Raw genomic sequence first — 18888 nt, forward strand, 5'->3', positions numbered from 1 at the left:
CGGGTCAGGACGTGCCTATCGTCTGCTTCTGCCACGACTGCTGGAACGCGAACCGCGCCGCCTCCACCTCGTGCCGCTGGTCGGCGTGCAGCACGCCGAGCGCGTACGCCGTCGCCGGGGCGATGCGTGGCGTACGGGCCGCCGCGGCCGCTGCCCCTGCCGCCTCCGCGGCGTCGCGGTGCCGGTTGAGGGCCTGGCCGGCGGCCAGCAGACGGACGTCGACCGGGGCGTTCTCCCCCTCCAGCACCTCGCGGGCGTAGCGGTGCAGGCGCAGCAGCAGGCGGACCTGGTGCCAGGGGGCGTCCTGCGGGTGCGGGGACGGGTCCGGGGACAGGCCGTGGATCAGCGCCTCCGCGTTGTACGGGTGGCCGGCGGTGATCAGGGGGAGGGCGGCCACCGCGTCCGTGAGGCGCTCCTCGGCCGCGGCGGCGTGCGGGCGCAGGTCGGCGGTGGGGGCGGTCGGGGTGAGGGGGACCTCGCTGGCCAGGACGGCGACCTTGTCGGCTACCGCGTGGAAGCGGCTGGAGCCGAGGGCCTGGAGGGCGCTGGAGTGGGCGCGGGTGCGGGCGAGGGTGAGCTGGCGTTCGAGTAGGGCGCCTGCTTTGGCTGCGCCTACTGTGAGGTTGCCGCGTTCCGGGGTGGACGGGTGCATTGGGTGGCCGGGGTTGCCAGGTGCCGCTGCGCCCACCCGTGCCGCCCCAGCGGCACGACTGCCCGCAGCTACGTCGGTTACATCGGCCTGCGCCGGGAACGTCGCGCCCGACAGGCGGTGCAGGGCCTGGAGCAGGCGGTCCAGGCGGGCCGCGTAGGCGTGTTCCAGGGCCAGCGTGCCGGAGAGCCAGGCCAGTTCGGGGCGCATTCCCTCCGACCAGTCGGTGTCCAGCAGGGGACGGAACGTGTGCAGGCTGCCGCTGATGCGGCGGGCCGAGCGGCGCAGGGCGCGTGCCGCGTCGACGGTCTCCTCCGTACCGTGGTGGTTTCCCCCGGCGCCGGTCTCCCGGTGCTGGCGGAGCGCACGGAGGAACTCCGTGGCCTGGGCCCGCAGGTAGCCCGCGAGGGCGTCCCCGGTCACCGGACCGGCCACGGGGTCCGTCGGGTCAAGGTGTTGCTGTGCCACGCCGGCGCCTCCGGGCGTCTATGAGCATCTCCTGGATGTTCCGCAGGGCCCCGCCGTCACCGTCGATCGCGTGCCGGGTCCACTCGCCGTCCGGGCCCAGGTGCCAGGAGGCGGTGGAATCGGACGTGCCGGTCTCCATGAGCCGGTTGAGCGCGGCGCGGTGCGCCGGGTCGACGACCCGGACCAGGGCCTCTATACGGCGGTCGAGGTTGCGGTGCATCATGTCGGCGCTGCCGATCCACACCTCGGGTTCGCCGCCGTTGCCGAAGGCGAACACACGGGAGTGTTCGAGGAAGCGGCCGAGTATCGAGCGGACCCGGATGTTCTCCGACAGGCCCGGCACGCCCGGGCGGAGCGCGCAGATGCCGCGCACCCAGACGTCGACCGGCACGCCCGCCATCGACGCGCGGTACAGGGCGTCGATGACCGCCTCGTCGACCATCGAGTTGACCTTGATGCGGATGTAGGCGTGCCGTCCGGCACGGTGGTGCTGGGCTTCCTTGTTGATCCGCGCGATCAGGCCGTCGCGCAGCGACTTGGGGGCGACCAGCAGACGGCGGTAGGTCTCCCGGCGGGAGTAGCCGGACAGCCGGTTGAACAGGTCGGACAGGTCCGCGCCGACCTGCGGGTCGGCGGTGAGCAGGCCGAGGTCCTCGTAGAGGCGGGCCGTCTTCGGGTGGTAGTTGCCGGTGCCGACGTGGCAGTACCGCCGTAGCGTGTCGCCTTCCTGGCGGACGACGAGCGACAGCTTGCAGTGGGTCTTCAGGCCGACCAGGCCGTAGACCACATGGCAGCCGGCCTCCTCCAGCTTGCGCGCCCACTTGATGTTGGCGTGCTCGTCGAAGCGGGCCTTGATCTCCACCAGGACGAGGACCTGCTTGCCGGACTCGGCCGCCTCTATCAGGGCGTCCACGATCGGGGAGTCGCCGGAGGTCCGGTACAGGGTCTGCTTGATGGCGAGGACGTCCGGGTCCTGGGCCGCCTGCTCCAGGAAGGCCTGCACCGACGTGGAGAACGAGTCGTACGGGTGGTGCAGGAGCACGTCCCTCGCGCGCAGGGCGGCGAAGATGTCGGGCGCGGACGCCGACTCGACCTCGGCGAGGTCGCGGTGGGTGCCGGCGACGAACTTCGGGTACTTCAGCTCGGGACGGTCGAGGCTGTGGATACGGAAGAGGCCGGTGAGGTCCAGAGGGCCGGGCAGCGGGTAGACCTCGGCCTCGCTGATCTTCAGCTCCCGGACCAGCAGGTCCAGCACCTCACGGTCGATGGACTCCTCGACCTCCAGGCGCACCGGCGGGCCGAAGCGGCGCCGCATGAGCTCCTTCTCCAGGGCCTGGAGCAGGTTCTCGGCGTCGTCCTCCTCGACCTCGAGGTCCTCGTTCCTGGTCAGCCGGAAGGCGTGGTGCTCCAGCACCTCCATGCCCGGGAACAGCTCCTCGAGGTGCGCGGCGATGACGTCCTCGATGGGGACGTACCGGCCGGGGGAGCTCTCCAGGAAGCGGGACAGCAGCGGGGGCACCTTCACGCGGGCGAAGTGCTTGTGGCCGCTGACCGGGTTGCGTACGACGACGGCCAGGTTCAGGGACAGGCCGGAGATGTACGGGAACGGGTGCGCGGGGTCGACCGCCAGCGGGGTCAGGACCGGGAAGATCTGGTGCCGGAAGAGCGTGAAGAGGCGCGCCTGCTCCTTCTCGGTCAGCTCGCTCCAGCGGACCAGGTGGATGCCCTCCTCCGCGAGGGCGGGGGCGACGTCCTCGTGGTAGCAGGCGGCGTGCCGGGCCATCAGCTCGCGGGAGCGGGCCCAGATCATCTCCAGCACTTCACGGGGCTGGAGCCCGGAGGCGGAGCGGGTGGCGACGCCGGTGGCGATACGGCGCTTCAGACCGGCCACCCGGACCATGAAGAACTCGTCCAGGTTGCTGGCGAAGATCGCGAGGAAGTTGGCCCGCTCCAGAAGGGGTGTGTTCGGGTCCTCGGCGAGCTCCAGGACGCGCTCGTTGAACGCCAGCCAGCTGCGCTCCCGGTCGAGGAACCGGCCCTGCGGCAGCTGGACGCCGTCGACCTGCGCGTCCTCGTACACGTCGAGGTCGGCATCGATGTCGGGTTCCAGGTCGGAGACCGTCGCCGACACCGTGTGCGGGCGGTGGGCGGCTATGGAGCCCACGGAGGGCTGTGCGTGCTGGACCTGTGCCTGGGCGTTCTGCTGGCTCATGGCCCCATTGTTCCGCGCCGTGAGCGAAACGGGCGCGTCGGAGCGAGCGGGCGGGAGCGTGGCGGCGGCCCCGTTCACCGCGGACCCCTCGGGGGGCGGCGAAGGCTCTGGCACGGCGGGCGTCATTGGCTGAGCGTCGCAAGCCCGTCTGAATCGATGGTTACGGAGACATGACGTGCGGGATAGCGGGGGGCGGCTCCCGGGCGTCCATGACGGCGGGGGCGGTGGCGGTCAGGTCTCCGTCCGGTACATCAGGTCCGTCTCGTGGGTCGTGAAGCCCATCCCCTCGTACACCGCAACCGCCGCCTTGTTGTCCGCGTCGACGTACAGCATCGCCGTCGGCAGGGCCTGCGCCGCCAGATGCCGCAGGCCGACGGCGGTGAGGGCCTTGCCGAGGCCGGTGCCCTGGGCGGCGGGGGCGACGCCGAGGACGTAGATCTCGCCGAGCTGCTCCTGCGCGTGGACCTTGGTCCAGTGGAAGCCGACGAGTTCGTCGCCGCGGAAGGCGAGGAAGAAGCCCGCCGGGTCGAACCACGGCTCGGCCTTGCGGTCGTCGAGGTCCCGCTGGGTGAGGGAGCCCTGCTCGGGATGGTGGGCGAAGGCGGCGGCGTTGACGGCCAGCCAGGCCGCGTCGTCCCGCCCGGGCACGAAGGTGCGCACGGTCACGCCGTCCGGCAGGGTCGGCTCGGGCAGGTCGAGGCCGGACAACGGGCGCCGCATCTGGCGCAGTTCGCGGAACAGGGTGAGGCCGAGGACCTGGGCGAGGTGCCGGGCGGCGGAGTGGCCGCCGTGCGCCCACACCCGCAGCCGCTTGCCGGATGCGGCGAGCAGCGCCGAGCCGAGGGCGCGGCCGTGTCCGTGACCGCGGTAGGAGGGATGGACGACCAGTTCGGCGGCCGGCGCCTCCACCGGGTCGGTGTCCTCCAGCTGGGCGTAGCCGACGAGTTCGCCGCCGACGGTGAGCAGCAGATGGGACACGCCCTCGCGTTCCCCGCCGCGCAGCTGCAGCCGACCCTGCTCGGACACCGCCTGCTGGCCGTCGCTCCGCGCGGCCTCGGCGAGCAGGGCGAGTACCGCCTCGGTCAGCTCCGGGCCGAGCACGGCGTGGGTCTCGATGGATCGGGAGTGGCCGGCCTGCCGGTCGCTGTCGTCGCTGGTCATGCCTACGAGGGTAAAGGGCGGGCCGGGCAAAGTGTCGGCAGGGAGAAACCAGGATGTAACCGTTAACCCCCTGTCGCGCTACGCGCGTTGACTCTAGGCTGCGGGCGATCACGCCATGGCCACGGACGACCCACAGGGGGGACGCATGCCGGCAACACCTCAGCCGCACCACCGCCGCAGACGCCGTACGACCCGGCTGCTCGCGGCAGCCGCCGGACTCGCCACGGTCGGCGCGCTGGCGGCCGCACTGCCGTCGACGGCGAGCGCCGACGACAGCCGCAAGGGCGGTGACCGCCCCGGCCGCTACCAGGACGTGCAGCTGCTGTCCTTCAACGACCTGCACGGCAACCTCGAGCCGCCCTCCGGCTCCTCCGGCCGGGTCACCGAGGTGCACGAGGACGGTACGACCGAGACCATCAACGCGGGCGGCGTGGAGTACCTCGCCACGCATCTGCGCCAGGCGCGCGAGGGCAACAAGTACTCGATCACCGCGGCCGGCGGCGACATGGTCGGCGCCTCCCCGCTGATCTCGGGCCTCTTCCACGACGAGCCCACCATCGAGGCGCTGAACAAGCTCGAACTGGACGTCACCTCGGTCGGCAACCACGAGTTCGACGAGGGCGCCAGGGAGCTGGCCCGTCTGCAGAAGGGCGGCTGCCACCCGACGGACGGCTGCTATGTCGAGGGCGAGGAGTTCGAGGGCGCCGACTTCCCGTACCTCGCCGCGAACGTCCTCGACGAGAAGACCGGCCGGCCGATCCTCAAGCCCTACTGGGTGTGGAAGAAGAAGGACGTCAAGGTCGGCTTCATCGGCGTGACCCTGGAGGACACCCCGGGCGTCGTCTCCGCCGAGGGCGTCAAGGGCCTCAAGTTCAAGGACGAGGTCGAGACGATCAACAAGTACGCCAAGGTGCTCCAGCGCCAGGGCGTGAAGTCGATCGTCGCGCTGATCCACGAGGGCGGGGCCCCCGCCTCGTCGGCGTACAACTACGACTGCGACGCGCCCGGCGCGGGCGACGGCATCTCCGGCCCGATCGTCGACATCGCCAAGAACATCACGCCGCAGGTGGACGCGCTGGTCACCGGCCACACCCACGCCGCGTACGCGTGCACGATCAACGACCCGTCGGGCAAGCCGCGCACGGTCACCTCGGCGGCGTCCTTCGGCCGCCTCTACACGGACACGACGCTGACGTACGACCGCTTCACGGGTGACATCGCCCGTACGGCCGTGAAGTCCGCGAATCACGTGGTCACCCGGGACGTCCCCAAGGCGCCCGACATGACCGAGCTGATCACCAAGTGGAACACCCTCGCGGCGCCCATCGGCAACCGCGCGATCGGCTACATCTCCGCCGACATCCCCAGCACCGGCACCGAGTCCCCCATGGGTGACCTCATCGCGGACGCGCAGCTGGCGTACGCCAAGGAGCTCGACCCGGAGACCGACCTGGCGCTGATGAACCCGGGCGGCGTGCGAGCGGGGCTGACCTACGCGGCGAAGGGCAGTGAGGGCGACGGCGTGGTGACGTACGCCGAGGGCTTCACGGTGCAGCCGTTCTCCAACACGGTGAACCTTCAGGACTTCACCGGCGCCCAGCTGATCCAGATCCTCAAGGAGCAGGTCAGCGGCTCGAACGAGGCGGCTCCGAAGATCCTGCAGCCGTCGGCCGGTCTGACGTACACGCTGGACCTGACGAAGTCGGGCGCGGACCGTGTGGTCACGGACTCGATCAGGCTGAACGGCGCCGCGATCGACCCGGCGGCCACCTACCGCGTCGCGACGAACAGCTTCCTCGCGGGCGGCGGCGACGGCATCCCCACGCTGGGCCAGGGCGCGAACGACCTGGTCGGCGCGGACGACCTGGCGGTGCTCGAGCAGTATCTGACGGCCAACTCCTCGGCCACGGACCCGATTTCGCCCCTGGCGGCGAACCGGATCACGATCGTGAGCTAGATCGCACACCTCCGGAAGAGGTTGCGGGTGGGGTCGGTACGCATGTTCGGATGGATCGATGCGTACCCCCCACCACATAGCGACGCATTCCCGCTTCAACCCGTACGAAGAGCTCGGTGCTCTGGATGACGGCCCTCTCGAGGAGTTCCTCGAAGAAGATCCCTCCGGGGAGGACCCCTCCCATGAGGAGGGCGAGGAGTGGGCCCCGCCCAACCACCGCCGTAACGGCCGGCGACGCCGGCGGGGCCGCCTCGCGGGTCTGCCGTTCGCGCTGAAGGCGGCGGTCGGGCTGGCGGTCCTCGCCGTCTTCCTCACCCTCGCCGACCGCTGGGCCCTGCTCTACGCCGAGCGCCGCGCGGCGGACGCCCTCAAGGACCGCATGGACCTCACCGCGGCACCCGAGGTGGAGATCGGCGGCTTCCCCTTCCTGCCCCAGCTCGTCGACGGCCGCCTGGACTCGGTGAAGGTGACCGTCCCGGACGTGGCGGCCGACCGGGTCACGCTGGCCGCGGTGTCGGCCACGGCACACGACATACGGCTCGACGGCGACGGACCGACCTCCATACGCGGGGTCCGGGTCCCCGAGCTGAACGGCGACGTCCTGCTCTCCTTCGCCGACCTGAACCGTGAACTCGGCGCGTCCCAGGTGACGTTCACGGGTGCCGGCCGCGACCGCGTCTCGGCGCGCGGCACGCTGCCGGTCGCCGGACACGATCTGCGGCTGCGGGCCGACGTCCGCATCGGGCGCGACGGCGACCAGGGCATCGACACGCAGATCGGCGGAATACGCCTGGACATCGGGGACCTGGCGACGTACCGGCCCGGTGCCCGCGCCTCCGAGGGCCTGCATCTGACGCCCAAGTCGGCCGCCGACCTCGCCCGCGAGACCCGCAAGGTGCGGGCGCTGCTGACGGTGCCGTCCGTCGTGCAGCGCATGGGGGTGCCCGAGGCGACGGTCCGCGAGGCCCTGAGCAACGCCGACCGGCTCGCCGAGCTGACCGGCTCCGAGCGCTTCGTCCACCAGGCCATGCGGGTCAACCTCCTCGACCTGGCCCTGGCCCACCCCGAGGTACTGGACCGCCTCGGCTTCGACACGGCCCTCCTCGACGCCCTTTCCCGGCTGACCCGCCCGGTCCTCGCCGACCGGCTCTCCCTCGGCTTCCGGCTGCCGGAGCTGCCGCAGGGCGAGCTGCGCCTGCGGGACGTAGGGGTGGAGGAGGACGGGATCAGGGTGCGGCTCGCCGGGGAGGGGCTGGCGTTCGGCCCGTAAGGGCGGCCGGTGTGTGAGTGAAGCCCCGGCCCGGATCGACTGCCTCTGCGATCGGGGCCGGGCCGGCCGGTAGGGAAGGGAGCCGGAGGGGTCAGGAAGCGGTCGGCGTCCAGTCGCCCAGCCAGTCACCGATCTCCTGGCCGGAAGCCTGGGCGTCGGTCAGCTGAGGCCGGTTGCTGCTTGCCGAGCCCGCGCCCGGTCCCGTGTTCCTGTACTCGGCGAAGCGGTCGTCCTTCCAGGAGAAGCCGCTCATGTCGGTCCAGGGAGTGGACTTGACCGCGGCGCTGAGGTTGGTGTTGCGGACCGTGGTCTGCGGGTCGAGGGAGGCGTCCCCGCCGGCGTGCCAGGGGCGGCCGAGGTAGAAGCTGCCGGCCGACACGTCGCCGTTCACGGTGGAGTTGGCGATCAGGATGCCCTTGCGGTTCGCGGGCGTGCTGGGAGCGGTGACGTAGCCGAGCGAGGTGCCGTCCCAGCGCTTCTTGAGCGTGATGACGGACTTGTTGATCACGGCGGTGGCGCGGCCGAAGATGAAGTCGACGTTGCCGGTGACGTAGGAGTTGGTCATGTAGACGCGGCCGAGCCTGTCCTTGGCTGCCGTGTCCAGGAGCAGGGTGTCCTGGTCGCCGGTGACGATGACGCCGTCCAGCAGAACCTTGTCGGCGGCGGTGCGCAGGGCGACGGCCTGGTGGCCGGAGAGCGACTGGTTGGCGCCCTCGTCGAAGTCGTTGGAGACGGTGAGGTTGCGGGCCTGGAAGTCGTCGGCCTCGACGGCGACGGTGGCGCTGCCGGACGTGCCGTAGTTGCCCGAGCCGTCCGGCTTGGGGGTGCCCGCGGCGTTGTTGTGGACGATCACCGTGTCCTTGCGGCTGCCGCCGGTTCCCTGGATGGTGACGTGCGGCTTGTCGGACGGCACCTTGACCGTCTCGCGGTACGTGCCCGGCTGGACGGCGATGACGACGCGGGAGGCGTTGTTCGCGGGCACGGCGTTCACGGCGGCCTGGACGGTCCGGTACTGTCCGGAGCCGTCCTTGGCGACGGTGAGGGTCGTGGCGGCAGCCGCCTTGGCGGTGCTCGTCGTACCGATCGAACCGCGGGGCCCGGCCCCGGACCTGAGCAGCGACGGCACGTCCGCCGCTTTGTCCGGTGTGTAGGGGTAGTACGTCTTCGGGTCGAAGGCCGTGCCACCGCTCTCGTTACGGCCCGAGGTGCCGGAGAAGACGTTGCCGCGCTGCACCAGGACCGCGGTGCCGTCCTTGATGACCGGGTTCTTCATGCCCTGGAAGTAGCTGTTCTCCAGGACCATCTTCGTGCCGCCGCGCGAGTAGTTGCCGTACGAGGAGTTGATGTCCGTGTTCGGGACGTCCTCGAGGAAGTTGTTGTAGAGGTGGGCATGGGCGGCGTTGTCGGTGGACGGATTGCGCTGCTCGGTCTCGCGGATCCAGTTGTGGTGGATCGTGATGTCGGTCTTGACGTTCTCGGTCCAGCCGATGCCGAAGGTCTTGTTGTTGTCGCTCAGCCTGTTCCAGGAGACGGTGACATTGGTGCTGTCCTTGCGGACGTCGATGAGACCGTCGGCCATGTGCCGCAGATCGTTGTGATCGATCCAGACGTGATGCGCGCCGTCCATCTGGACGGCGTCGAAGTCATGGTCCTTGTCGTTCCAGACGCCCTGGTACGAGTCCCGGATCGTCAGGTTCCGGATGATCACGTTGTGAACGCCGGTGCCGAGGAAGAACCCGCCGCCGACGATCTGCCCGGAGGTGCCGGAGCCGACGATGGTCTTGTCGGAGGCGACCTTGATCTCCTTCCCGACCGGGTTCATGGTGATGGTGCCGGCGACGACGATGACGTACGGCTCGGCAGCGGTGGCGTACTTCTCGAGATCGGCAAGCGTCGTGACGGTGACGGTCTTTCCGTCCCGTCCGCCGTACGTCCCGTTCTGGCCGAGCGAGTTGACGGAGGCGAAGCCGTCGGCAGTGGCGGTGGCCCAGGCGGGGGCGGCGGCCTGTGCGGTGGGCTGCGCGTCGTCACCGAAGACGCCGAAGACGGTTCCGTAGGCGAGTGTTCCGGCGGCGGCCAGGGTGGCCGGCGCGCCGATCACGAGTGCAGCTCTGCGCTTGCGGTGGCGGGGCTTGCCGCGGTTGTCACTCATGTGCGGGATCCGTTCCGTGCGGAGGGGGGATGGTCGCCGCGTAGTCGCCGCCGCTGCCGGGAAGGTTGCCGCTGTGCGTCCGCCCTGATGGGTTGACCGGCGTGCTGTTCGGGCCGCCCGCTTCTTTGCCCGTGTCGTGGGGGTCGTTCATGGAGGCCGTCAAGGGAGGGGGAGGGCCTGCATACCTTCGAGTGACGCCTGCCGGGATGCCCGGCTTCGGGACTGAGCTGCCTGCATGGTTGATCTTCCGGTCGAATGAATGACCAGGACGCGAACGGCTGATGTGAAAGGTGCGAGGCCCGTCATGGTCGTAGACACGGCGCGTCGAAGGAGGACATCGATCACGGCTGCCCACGCTACGGAACTCGATCCGGTCATCCCTCCCATGCCCGAGCGGACCACGAAGGCGCTGCGCAGGGCCATCGCCGAGGACGCGCCCCAGCTCCTTCCTGACTTCGACAAGCACTGGAAGCGCGCGATCGCCGACACATACGATCTTGGCCCTGTGTCCGCCTTCGTGGCTCGCTGGTGGTGCGAGTACGCGATTGCCCGTGATCCTGGGCTCGACGCTCACGTGAGAGATCTGCACCGCCGTGCGGCAGAAACCGCCGACTTCGCTGAGGCTCAGGTACTCCTCGAAGAGGTATCGAAGATCCGCTACAGGACGCGGGAACTGGAGCCCGGCGAGTGACCGGCGGGTTTATGGGGCCGCCTTGGCAGATGGACTGGCGGCTCGATGCCCTCGCCTACCGTGACTCACTGCCGGAGCACGTGCGGAAGATGGTTGACGAGGCCCGCGCTGAGCTGGTCACGGCGAAGGACCCGTATTTCCGGGGGCGCCTACGGCACCTCCGGAGGAGCCGTAGGCGCCCCCGGCACCCGCACCGTCGCCACAGTGCCCCCGCCCTCCGCGCGGGCCAGGGTGACCTCGCCGCCTGCCTGCTGGACCGTACGAGCCACGATCGAAAGACCGAGGCCCGAGCCGGGCAGCGCCCGTGCGCTCGGCGAGCGCCAGAAGCGGTCGAAGACGTGGGGGAGTTCGTCCTCGGCGACACCGGGGCCGTGGTCGCGGACCGTGAGGACGCCGTTCACCAGCTGCACCTCGATCGTTCCGCCCTCCGGGCTGAACTTCACCGCGTTGTCCAGGATGTTGACCACCGCACGCTCCAGAGCCGCCGGTTCCGCCCGTACGTACCAGGGCTCCAGGTCCGCCGTGATCGTCAGCTCCGGGCCGCGAAGACGGGCCCTGCGCAGGGCCGACTCCACCGTCTCCTCCAGCGACAGCACCTGAACGCGCTCGCCTCGCTGGCCCTCCGAACGTGACAGTTCCTGCAAGTCGCCGATCAGCGCGGCCAGTTCCGTCATCTGCGCCTTCACCGAGGCGAGCAGCGCCTTGCGGTCCGCCTCCGGGATCGGGCGGCCGGTCTCCTCGCTGCGGGTGAGGAGTTCGATGTTCGTACGGAGTGAAGTGAGGGGCGTGCGGAGTTCGTGGCCGGCGTCCGCGATCAGCTGCTGCTGGAGGTCGCGGGAGCTGGCCAGGGCCGATGTCATCGAGTTGAAGGAGCGGGAGAGGCGGGCGACCTCGTCCTCGCTGTCGTCCTCCACCGGGATACGGATGGTCAGGTCCTCGGTGCGGGCGACGTGCTCCACGGCCTCGGTGAGCTTGTCGACGGGGCGCAGGCCCGTCCGGGCGATCCACAGGCCCGCGGCTCCGGCGCCGACGACGCCGATGCCGGACACGATGAGCAGCACCCACGCCAGCGTCGTCAGCGGCTTGTCGACCGTGCTCGTGGGCTGGGCCAGCGAGACCGCATAGCGTTCCAGGCCGATGGTGGCCGGGCCAGGACCGGGGACGTAGGTGTAGACGCGCCGCTCCACGCCCTTGCCGTCGGTGACGGTGTGCAGGGCGGCACGCTGCTCGCCCGCCGCGACCGCCACATCCTCGGCGGTGACGGGCAGTTCGGCGTCCGAGGACGGCCGGCAGGTGGAGCCGTCGGCCGTCACGATCTGCACGCTGTAGCCGGGCAGCGAACCGACGGTCGCCGTGCCCTCGGAGGTGCAGGCGTCGAGCATGCTGCGCAGATAGCGGCCGTCGACCTGCGTATGCCGCAACGTCGTGTCGAACTGCGAGTTCAGCTGCGCCCGTGTGATGAACCAGCACGCGGCGGACGCCGCCGCCACCGCCACCGCCACCGCGGTCGCCACCAGCAGAGCCAGCCGTGAGCGGATCGGCAGTGACCGCAGCCGTCGTACCGCCTTCCTCACTCCGCGCCGCCCTGCCGCAGCACATAGCCCACCCCACGCACCGTGTGCACGAGCCGCGGCTCGCCTCCCGCCTCCGTCTTGCGGCGCAGGTACATCACGTACACGTCCAGCGAGTTCGACGACGGCTCGAAGTCGAAGCCCCACACCGCCTTGAGGATCTGCTCACGCGTGAGGACCTGGCGCGGGTGGGCCATGAACATTTCCAGCAGCGTGAACTCGGTGCGGGTCAGCTCCACCGGCCGCCCGCCCCGCGTCACCTCCCGCGTCGCGAGGTCCATGCGCAGGTCGGCGAAGGTCAACGCCTCGTCCTCGGGCGTCCCGGCCCCCACCGCGTACGAGCTGCGCCGCAGCAGCGCGCGGATACGGGCGAAGAGTTCGTCCAGTTCGAAGGGCTTGACCAGGTAGTCGTCCGCCCCGGCATCCAGCCCCGTGACCCGGTCGCCGACCGTGTCGCGAGCCGTGAGCATCAGGATGGGCGTCGTGTCACCGGCCCCGCGGATGCGGCGGGCGGCGGTCAGGCCGTCCATGCGGGGCATCTGGATGTCGAGGACCACCAGGTCGGGCCGGTAGGCGGTCGCCTTCTCCAGGGCGTCGGCGCCGTCGACCGCGACCTGAGTGTCGTAGCCCTCGAAGGCGAGGCTGCGCTGGAGGGCTTCGCGCACCGCCGGCTCGTCGTCGACGATGAGGATGCGCTGGGGGTCACGGTCGCCGTCGGCGGGGCTCATGGGCGTTGGATTCCTCGGGTGCGGTGGGACGACTGGGGATGCTCGACGCATTCAGCCTCGCATGCTTCCCGGCCGCCACGTAAAGAACAGGGTGGGGTGAGATCAGCCGCGTATCGCCGTGAGCCGGTTCAGCGGCACCTTGCGGCGGTGCGGGCGGGCGGCCGTGCTGCGCAGGCCCATCATCTGCGGGACCGCCACCTCCGGCGCCCGGGTCGGTGCCGTCGGCGCGTGCAGTTCGTACGCCACGCCGAGGGCCAGGGCGAGGTCGGCCGAGCCGACACCGGTCACGTTGTGCGAAACCTGCTTGATCATGCCGTACTCCTAGTCGGTGGAGCCCGCCCGCAGCGTGGCCAGGTCGGACTTGACGGTGTTGATCGGGACGGCGAAGCCGAGGCCGACGCTGCCCGCGTCGGAGGAGGAGCCCGCCGCCGAGTACATGGCGGAGTTGATGCCGATGATGTTGCCGTTCATGTCGATCAGCGCGCCGCCGGAGTTGCCGGGGTTCAGCGAGGCGTCGGTCTGGATCGCCTTGTACGTCGTGGTCGACGAGCCGGTGTCGCCGTTGAACTCCTGACCGCCGAACTCGAACGGCCAGCCCCCGCCACCCTGCTGTTGCTGCTGACCCTCGTCCGTCGAGACGGTCACATCCCGGTCGAGCGCCGAGACGATGCCGCTGGTCACCGTGCCGGTCAGGCCCTCGGGCGAGCCGATCGCCACGACCTCGTCGCCGACCTGCACACCGTCGGAGTTGCCGAGGGTCGCCGCCGTCAGGCCGGAGGCGTCCTCCAGCTTGATCAGGGCGAGGTCCTTGCTGCTGTCGGTGCCGACGACCTGGGCGGTGTACTCCTTGCCGTCGCTGGTGGTCACCTCGACCTGGGAGGCGCCGGAGACGACGTGGTTGTTGGTGATGATCTCGCCGTGGCCGGTGATGATCACGCCGGAGCCGGTGGAGGATCCGGCGTTCGAGGTGGCGTTGATCTCGACGATGCTCGGGCTGACCGCCTTGGCGACCCCGGCGACCGTGCCCTTCTGGCCGGCCGGCACGACATTGGTGCTGGTGCTGCTGGCGGCCACGGTGTCGGAGCCGCCGGTCAGCTCCTGGATGCCGTACGCCGTGCCGCCGCCGACGGCCGCGGCGACGATCGCCACGGCGGCGATCAGCGCGACGGGGCCGCGGGTGCGCCTGACCTGCTTCGGCGGGGCGGCGACGGGCTCGCTCAGGAGCGCCGTCGGCTCGTACGCGGGCGGCGGAGGCCACTCGGGGTTCACGGGAGAGGAGGCGTACTGCTGGTTGCCCTGGTACGGGTTCTCGTACTCGCCGCTGGGACGAAGGCTTTCGGTCATGTCCATGAGCCTGCCCCCCGACGATGAGAGCTCCCTGAGTGCTCCCTGAGAAGCCCGACAGAACCTTGTATGCCCGATATAAAGAGGGTTCTCGCAGCTCGACGAGGTCTCTCAGAGACGGCTCATACAGCGCTGAAAGCGCTCACTCACAGCCGCACGACCGGCGCACCACCAGCCGCGACGGGAACACCTTCAGCCGCTCGCGCCGCGAACCCGCCACCCGTAGACCGTCGTCCAGGACCAGGTCCACCGCCGCCCGGGCCATGGCCGAGCGGTCCGAGGCGATCGTGGTCATGGGCGGGTCGGCGAGGGCCGCCTCCTTGATGTCGTCGAAACCGATGACGCCCAGCTCGCCCGGCACGTCGAGGCGCAGCTCGCGGGCGGCGCGCAGCAGGCCGATCGCCTGGTCGTCGGTGGAGCAGAAGATCGCGGGCGGACGGTTCGGCCCGGAGAGGATGTCCAGGGCGATGTGGTACGCGTCGTAGCGGTTGTACGGCGCTTCGAAGAGCCGTCCCTCGGTGGAGAGCCCGGCCTCGTCCATCGCGCGCCGCCAGCCCTCGACGTGGTCGGAGACGGGGTCGCCGACCGCGGGGGTCTCGGCGGTGCCGCCCATACAGGCGACGTACTCGTAGCCGTGCTCCAGGAGGTGGCGTACGGCGAGCTGGGCGCCACCCAGGTCGTCCGTGACGACGGCGACGTCGTCGATGGCCTCGGGCCGCTCGTGCAGCAGGACGACCCGGGCGTCCCAGGCGTCGATCTCGGCGGCCGCCAGGTCGTTGAGGGCGTGGCTGACGAGGATCAGCCCCGACACCCGCATGCCGAGGAAGGCACGCAGGTAGTGGACCTCGCGCTCGCCGACGTAGTCGGTGTTGCCGACGAGCACCATCTTCCCGCGCTCGGACGCGGCCTGCTCGACCGCGTGCGCCATCTCCCCGAAGAAGGGCTGGCGGGCGTCCGGGATGATCAGGCCTATGAGGTCCGTGCGCCGGGAGGCCATCGCCTGGGCGACCCGGTCGGGCCGGTACCCCAGCTCCTTGATGGCGGCGAGGACACGCTCGCGCGTGGCCGGGGCGACCGGCCGGGGTCCGTTGTTGATGACATAGCTGACCACGGCAGTGGATGTCCCTGCCAGCCGTGCTACGTCGTCCCGAGTCACCTTGGCCACGCGCGGAGTCTACGCGGATGGACCGGCTCTGGGCAGGGCGTACAAGGGCGTCCCCGCGCCCGGCCCGAGCCGTTCGCGCGCCTGCTAGAGGTCGGCCGGGACCTCGGCGGCGCTCAACGGGGCTGTCTCGTCCGCATCCTCCGGCTTTGGCCGGGCCGCCTTGGCCTTCGCCTCCTCCGCGGCGCGGTCCACCTTCTCCGGCGTAACGAATCGATAACCGACGTTCCGGACGGTCCCGATCAGCGACTCGTGCTCGGGCCCGAGCTTGGCGCGCAGCCGTCGTACGTGGACGTCGACCGTGCGCGTACCGCCGAAGTAGTCGTAGCCCCAGACCTCCTGCAGCAGCTGGGCGCGGGTGAAGACCCGGCCGGGGTGCTGCGCGAGGTACTTCAGGAGCTCGAACTCCTTGAAGGTGAGGTCGAGGACGCGGCCCTTGAGCTTGGCCGAGTAGGTCGCCTCGTCCACCGACAGGTCACCGTTGCGGATCTCCATCGGGGAGTCGTCGTTGACGATCTGCTGCCTGCCCATGGCGAGCCGGAGCCGTGCCTCGACCTCGGCCGGGCCGGCGGTGTCGAGGAGTACGTCGTCGATGCCCCAGTCCGCGGTGACGGCGGCGAGCCCGCCCTCCGTCACGACGAGGACGAGGGGACAGCCGGGGCCCGTGGAACGGAGCAGCTGGCAGAGGCTGCGCACCTGCGGCAGGTCACGGCGGCCGTCGATCAGGATGACGTCGGCACCCGGGGTGTCGACGAGGGCGGGCCCTTCCGCCGGAGCCACGCGCACGTTGTGCAGCAGCAGACCGAGCGCGGGCAGCACCTCCGTCGACGGCTGGAGAGCGTTGGTCAGGAGCAGCAGAGAACTCATACGTCTGGTTCCTCCTCGGTCCCTGCGAGGACGTTTGCGGTACTGCGCTGCGATCCCGGGGCCCCGTACACCTGCGGTTTTCCGCTTCGTATACAACGCTTCCGAAAGCACAAAAGGACCCGGGGGCTACGCTGCCCGAGTCCTCTGCCCAGCAGAATAGCCCACATGAGCAACGGTCCGGCAGGTCATGCGGCACGATCCCTCACCGTTCGTCCGAAGTATGAGACGCCGGGGGTGAGCAGACCCGCACCATTGCGGACGTTTCTGCGCACCGCCGACGGTGTGACGATCGACGCCGTATACGACCCGGGTGATGTCGTATACGAAACCTTTACGGCCCCGTTCGGCCATCCGGTGTTCGTCGTCGCGCACGGTTTCACCGGGGACGCGGACCGGCCGCACGTCCGGCGGGTGGCGCGGACCCTCGCCCGGTACGGCGCCGTCGTCACCTTCTCCTTCCGGGGGCACGGGGCGTCGGGCGGACGGTCGACCGTCGGCGACCGTGAGGTGCTCGACCTGGCGGCCGCGGTGACCTGGGCGCGCCGGCTCGGGCACGCGCGCGTGGTGACCGTCGGCTTCTCCATGGGCGGCTCGGTGGTGCTGCGGCACGCGGCGCTGCACGGCGGGGAGCGCGAGGGGCGCACGGACGCGGTGGTGTCGGTGAGCGCGCCGGCCCGCTGGTACTACCGGGGCACGGCGCCCATGCGGCGCGTGCACTGGCTGGTGACCCGCCCCGCGGGCCGGCTGGTCGGCCGCTACGGCTTCCGTACGCGCATCCACCACCGGGACTGGAACCCGGTCCCGCTGTCCCCGGTCGAGGCGGTTCCCCGGATAGCACCGACCCCGCTGCTCATCGTGCACGGCGACCGCGACGGCTACTTCCCCGTCGACCATCCCCACATGCTGGCCGCGGCCGCCGGCGACCACGGCGAACTCTGGCTGGAGCCCGGCATGGGCCACGCCGAGCACGCAGCCACCGACGAGCTGCTCGCCCGTATCGGGGACTGGGCTGTCGGCAGGGCGGGCTAGCCTTGCGGTGTTCACCGCCGAACGACTGATGAGTGCGGTGTTCACCGCCGAATGGACCAGAGGAACGAGATGGCAAAGGTCACGGTGCGCTACTGGGCCGCCGCGAAGGCCGCGGCCGGGATCGCCGAGGAGCCGTACGACGCGGCCACGCTCGCCGAGGCGCTCGACGCCGTGCGCGAACGACACTCCGGTGAACTGACGCGCGTTCTGCAGCGATGCTCCTTCCTCGTCGACGGTGACCCCGTGGGCACCCGCGGGCATGAGACGGTACGGCTGGCCGAGGGCGGCACGGTCGAGGTGCTCCCGCCGTTCGCAGGAGGGTGACCACACCGATGAGCAACCAGCCGTATCAGGGTCCGTACGAGAACTCTTACGACGGGTCCTACGACGGGTCCTCCGACGGCCGGTACGAGGGCTACGACCCGTACCAGCAGCAGGCACCGCAGCCCCAGGCCCCCCAGGCATGGCCCGGGCACCCGCAGTCGTACGACGATCCGCAGGCCGCCCAGCAGTACACGCAGCAGTGGCAGGGGCAGACCTGGGAGACGGACGTGCACCCGCCGGTCGCCGCCGTCGGCCCGGCCGAGACGGCGTACCTGCCGCCGCAGTCGCCCGCGTACGGGACCACCGGCCAGTACCTGCCCCCGCAGAGCGCGAACGCCGGGTGGGACCGGCCGGACCGGCCCACGCCGCCCGAACCGGCGCCCGCGCCCCCCGCCGCCGACTCCACGGGCCCCGCCTACGGCCCCGCCACCATCGCCGGGAACGCCCGCATCACCGACGCCCAGCGCGCCCGCCTCGAAGGCCGCTCCCCGATCATCGAGCCCGGCATGCAGCCCGCCGCGCTCACCGCGCTGCTCGGCCTGCTGCTGTCCGGCACGGCGGCGCTCGGCGAGTACGCCCTGCTCGTACCGCTCGTCGTCCTGCAGGCGGTCACCGCCGCGGGCTGGTTCCGGCTGAACGGCATGTGGCCGGCCCGGCAGGGCATCGCGCTGGCGTTCGCGGGCGCGCTGACCGCCGACGCGGCGCTGCTCGTCGCGGGCCGCGATCAGGGGCCCGCCGCGATCCTGGGCACCCTCGGCGTCTGGGTCCTGCTGACACTGGTCCTGCAACTGCGCTCGCACGCCGATCCGGACACGCGGATGTACGGCCTGATGGCGACGGTCGTCTCGGCCGCGCTGGCCATCGTCGCGGGCGGCTACCTCGCCGCCGAGCCGGACGCGGTCATGGTCGGGGCCGCCGCGGTGGCCGTGGCGGTTCTCGCCCGCGCGCTGCCGCTGCCCACGCCGGCCTCCGTGGTCGTCGCGCTGCTCGCCGCGGCCGGTGCGGGTATCGCGGTGGGCAGCATGACCGACGTGGGAACGGGGGGCGCGCTGCTGGGCGCGGCGGCCGCGGCCTGCGCGCTGATCGGCCACCGGGTCGCGAGCTACGACTACCCGTCCCGGTTCGTCCACTTCACGGCGGGCGTCGCCCTGCCGCTGAGCGTGGCGGCACCGGTGGTGTGGGTGCTGGGGCGGGCGCTGGTCTAGGGCCAATGCCGTTGCATTACGGGCCTGTGGGTTGGGGTCTTGTGATGAGGATGGCTTGGGTGCCGGTGCGGGTGGGCTGGGGCCAGGCACGGTGTTCA

The 18888-nt window shown here is 70.9% G+C and carries 16 protein-coding genes; 6 read left to right on the forward strand and 10 right to left on the reverse strand.

What is annotated here, in order from left to right:
- Positions 1-4: 4 nt before the first annotated feature.
- The 3 genes from ACFV7R_RS42025 to mshD form a co-directional block, all read right to left on the reverse strand.
- Positions 5-1117 carry a CHAD domain-containing protein gene (locus ACFV7R_RS42025; protein ID WP_385274480.1) on the reverse strand — a complete coding sequence of 371 codons (1113 nt, stop codon included), beginning with the start codon at positions 1115-1117 and terminating at the stop codon, positions 5-7.
- Entirely contained in the window at positions 1098-3455 is a 2358-nt protein-coding gene (locus ACFV7R_RS42030; RefSeq protein WP_385274483.1) for an RNA degradosome polyphosphate kinase, read from the reverse strand. Before ACFV7R_RS42030 ends, ACFV7R_RS42025 begins: the two co-directional genes overlap by 20 nt.
- Positions 3456-3560: 105 nt before the next feature.
- Complete coding sequence (gene mshD / locus ACFV7R_RS42035; RefSeq protein ID WP_385274486.1) at positions 3561-4490, reverse strand: mycothiol synthase; 930 nt, start codon at positions 4488-4490, stop codon at positions 3561-3563.
- A 145-nt stretch (positions 4491-4635) separates the two neighbouring features.
- On the opposite strand from mshD, the gene ACFV7R_RS42040 reads away from it, so the two are divergent.
- Both ACFV7R_RS42040 and ACFV7R_RS42045 read left to right on the forward strand, forming a co-directional pair.
- Entirely contained in the window at positions 4636-6447 is a 1812-nt protein-coding gene (locus tag ACFV7R_RS42040) for a bifunctional metallophosphatase/5'-nucleotidase (protein WP_385274489.1), read from the forward strand.
- 58 nt (positions 6448-6505) lie between these two features.
- On the forward strand, positions 6506-7717 hold the full coding sequence (locus tag ACFV7R_RS42045) for a DUF2993 domain-containing protein (RefSeq protein WP_385274491.1): 1212 nt from the start codon (positions 6506-6508) through the stop codon (positions 7715-7717).
- A gap of 91 nt (positions 7718-7808) precedes the next feature.
- On the opposite strand, the gene ACFV7R_RS42050 is transcribed toward ACFV7R_RS42045, so the two are convergent.
- Positions 7809-9869 (reverse strand): pectinesterase family protein, encoded by a 2061-nt coding sequence (locus tag ACFV7R_RS42050; RefSeq protein ID WP_385274494.1) that lies wholly within the window; start codon positions 9867-9869, stop codon positions 7809-7811.
- A gap of 304 nt (positions 9870-10173) precedes the next feature.
- Between ACFV7R_RS42050 and ACFV7R_RS42055 the strand changes: the two genes are divergently transcribed.
- Positions 10174-10560 carry a DUF6247 family protein gene (locus tag ACFV7R_RS42055; RefSeq protein ID WP_385274497.1) on the forward strand — a complete coding sequence of 129 codons (387 nt, stop codon included), beginning with the start codon at positions 10174-10176 and terminating at the stop codon, positions 10558-10560.
- Positions 10561-10709: 149 nt separating this feature from the next.
- Here the strand turns inward: ACFV7R_RS42055 and ACFV7R_RS42060 are convergent, their stop codons facing one another.
- The 6 genes from ACFV7R_RS42060 to ACFV7R_RS42085 form a co-directional block, all read right to left on the reverse strand.
- A complete protein-coding gene (locus ACFV7R_RS42060) occupies positions 10710-12134 on the reverse strand; it encodes an ATP-binding protein (protein WP_385274500.1) in 1425 nt (474 codons plus the stop codon).
- Positions 12131-12859: a response regulator transcription factor gene (locus tag ACFV7R_RS42065; RefSeq protein WP_385274503.1), complete on the reverse strand. Its 729-nt coding sequence runs from the start codon at positions 12857-12859 to the stop codon at positions 12131-12133. Before ACFV7R_RS42065 ends, ACFV7R_RS42060 begins: the two co-directional genes overlap by 4 nt.
- 102 nt (positions 12860-12961) lie before the next feature.
- Positions 12962-13171, reverse strand: coding sequence for a hypothetical protein (locus tag ACFV7R_RS42070; RefSeq protein ID WP_385274506.1), 210 nt, complete (start codon positions 13169-13171; stop codon positions 12962-12964).
- Positions 13172-13180: 9 nt separating this feature from the next.
- On the reverse strand, positions 13181-14209 hold the full coding sequence (locus ACFV7R_RS42075; protein ID WP_385274509.1) for a S1C family serine protease: 1029 nt from the start codon (positions 14207-14209) through the stop codon (positions 13181-13183).
- Between the two features lie 136 nt (positions 14210-14345).
- Positions 14346-15368 (reverse strand): LacI family DNA-binding transcriptional regulator, encoded by a 1023-nt coding sequence (locus ACFV7R_RS42080; protein ID WP_385274512.1) that lies wholly within the window; start codon positions 15366-15368, stop codon positions 14346-14348.
- 84 nt (positions 15369-15452) lie between these two features.
- On the reverse strand, positions 15453-16232 hold the full coding sequence (locus tag ACFV7R_RS42085) for a winged-helix domain-containing protein (RefSeq protein WP_385274515.1): 780 nt from the start codon (positions 16230-16232) through the stop codon (positions 15453-15455).
- A 165-nt stretch (positions 16233-16397) separates the two neighbouring features.
- Here ACFV7R_RS42085 and ACFV7R_RS42090 point away from each other — a divergent pair, with 165 nt between their 5' ends.
- The 3 genes from ACFV7R_RS42090 to ACFV7R_RS42100 all read left to right on the forward strand — a co-directional run bounded on the left by ACFV7R_RS42090 (position 16398) and on the right by ACFV7R_RS42100 (position 18790).
- On the forward strand, positions 16398-17261 hold the full coding sequence (locus ACFV7R_RS42090) for an alpha/beta hydrolase (RefSeq protein WP_385274518.1): 864 nt from the start codon (positions 16398-16400) through the stop codon (positions 17259-17261).
- A gap of 69 nt (positions 17262-17330) precedes the next feature.
- Entirely contained in the window at positions 17331-17585 is a 255-nt protein-coding gene (locus ACFV7R_RS42095; RefSeq protein WP_385274521.1) for a MoaD/ThiS family protein, read from the forward strand.
- Between the two features lie 8 nt (positions 17586-17593).
- A complete protein-coding gene (locus ACFV7R_RS42100) occupies positions 17594-18790 on the forward strand; it encodes a hypothetical protein (RefSeq protein WP_385274524.1) in 1197 nt (398 codons plus the stop codon).
- Positions 18791-18888 lie beyond the last annotated feature (98 nt).

Origin of the sequence: Streptomyces sp. NPDC059866 (assembly GCF_042731325.1) — a bacterium.
In the GTDB taxonomy this organism is placed as follows: domain Bacteria; phylum Actinomycetota; class Actinomycetes; order Streptomycetales; family Streptomycetaceae; genus Streptomyces; species Streptomyces flavusporus.

What these genes read in the sequence shown, in the direction of transcription:
- ACFV7R_RS42040 (WP_385274489.1), top strand. Translation starts at nt 4,636, where the DNA reads ATGCCGGCAACACCTCAGCCGCACCACCGCCGCAGACGCCGTACGACC.
- ACFV7R_RS42050 (WP_385274494.1), bottom strand. Translation starts at nt 9,869, where the DNA reads ATGAGTGACAACCGCGGCAAGCCCCGCCACCGCAAGCGCAGAGCTGCA.
- ACFV7R_RS42065 (WP_385274503.1), bottom strand. Translation starts at nt 12,859, where the DNA reads ATGAGCCCCGCCGACGGCGACCGTGACCCCCAGCGCATCCTCATCGTC.
- ACFV7R_RS42030 (WP_385274483.1), bottom strand. Translation starts at nt 3,455, where the DNA reads ATGACGCCCGCCGTGCCAGAGCCTTCGCCGCCCCCCGAGGGGTCCGCG.
- mshD (WP_385274486.1), bottom strand. Translation starts at nt 4,490, where the DNA reads ATGACCAGCGACGACAGCGACCGGCAGGCCGGCCACTCCCGATCCATC.
- ACFV7R_RS42095 (WP_385274521.1), top strand. Translation starts at nt 17,331, where the DNA reads ATGGCAAAGGTCACGGTGCGCTACTGGGCCGCCGCGAAGGCCGCGGCC.
- ACFV7R_RS42045 (WP_385274491.1), top strand. Translation starts at nt 6,506, where the DNA reads ATGCGTACCCCCCACCACATAGCGACGCATTCCCGCTTCAACCCGTAC.
- ACFV7R_RS42090 (WP_385274518.1), top strand. Translation starts at nt 16,398, where the DNA reads ATGAGCAACGGTCCGGCAGGTCATGCGGCACGATCCCTCACCGTTCGT.
- ACFV7R_RS42085 (WP_385274515.1), bottom strand. Translation starts at nt 16,232, where the DNA reads ATGAGTTCTCTGCTGCTCCTGACCAACGCTCTCCAGCCGTCGACGGAG.
- ACFV7R_RS42055 (WP_385274497.1), top strand. Translation starts at nt 10,174, where the DNA reads ATGGTCGTAGACACGGCGCGTCGAAGGAGGACATCGATCACGGCTGCC.
- ACFV7R_RS42070 (WP_385274506.1), bottom strand. Translation starts at nt 13,171, where the DNA reads ATGATCAAGCAGGTTTCGCACAACGTGACCGGTGTCGGCTCGGCCGAC.
- ACFV7R_RS42100 (WP_385274524.1), top strand. Translation starts at nt 17,594, where the DNA reads ATGAGCAACCAGCCGTATCAGGGTCCGTACGAGAACTCTTACGACGGG.
- ACFV7R_RS42075 (WP_385274509.1), bottom strand. Translation starts at nt 14,209, where the DNA reads ATGGACATGACCGAAAGCCTTCGTCCCAGCGGCGAGTACGAGAACCCG.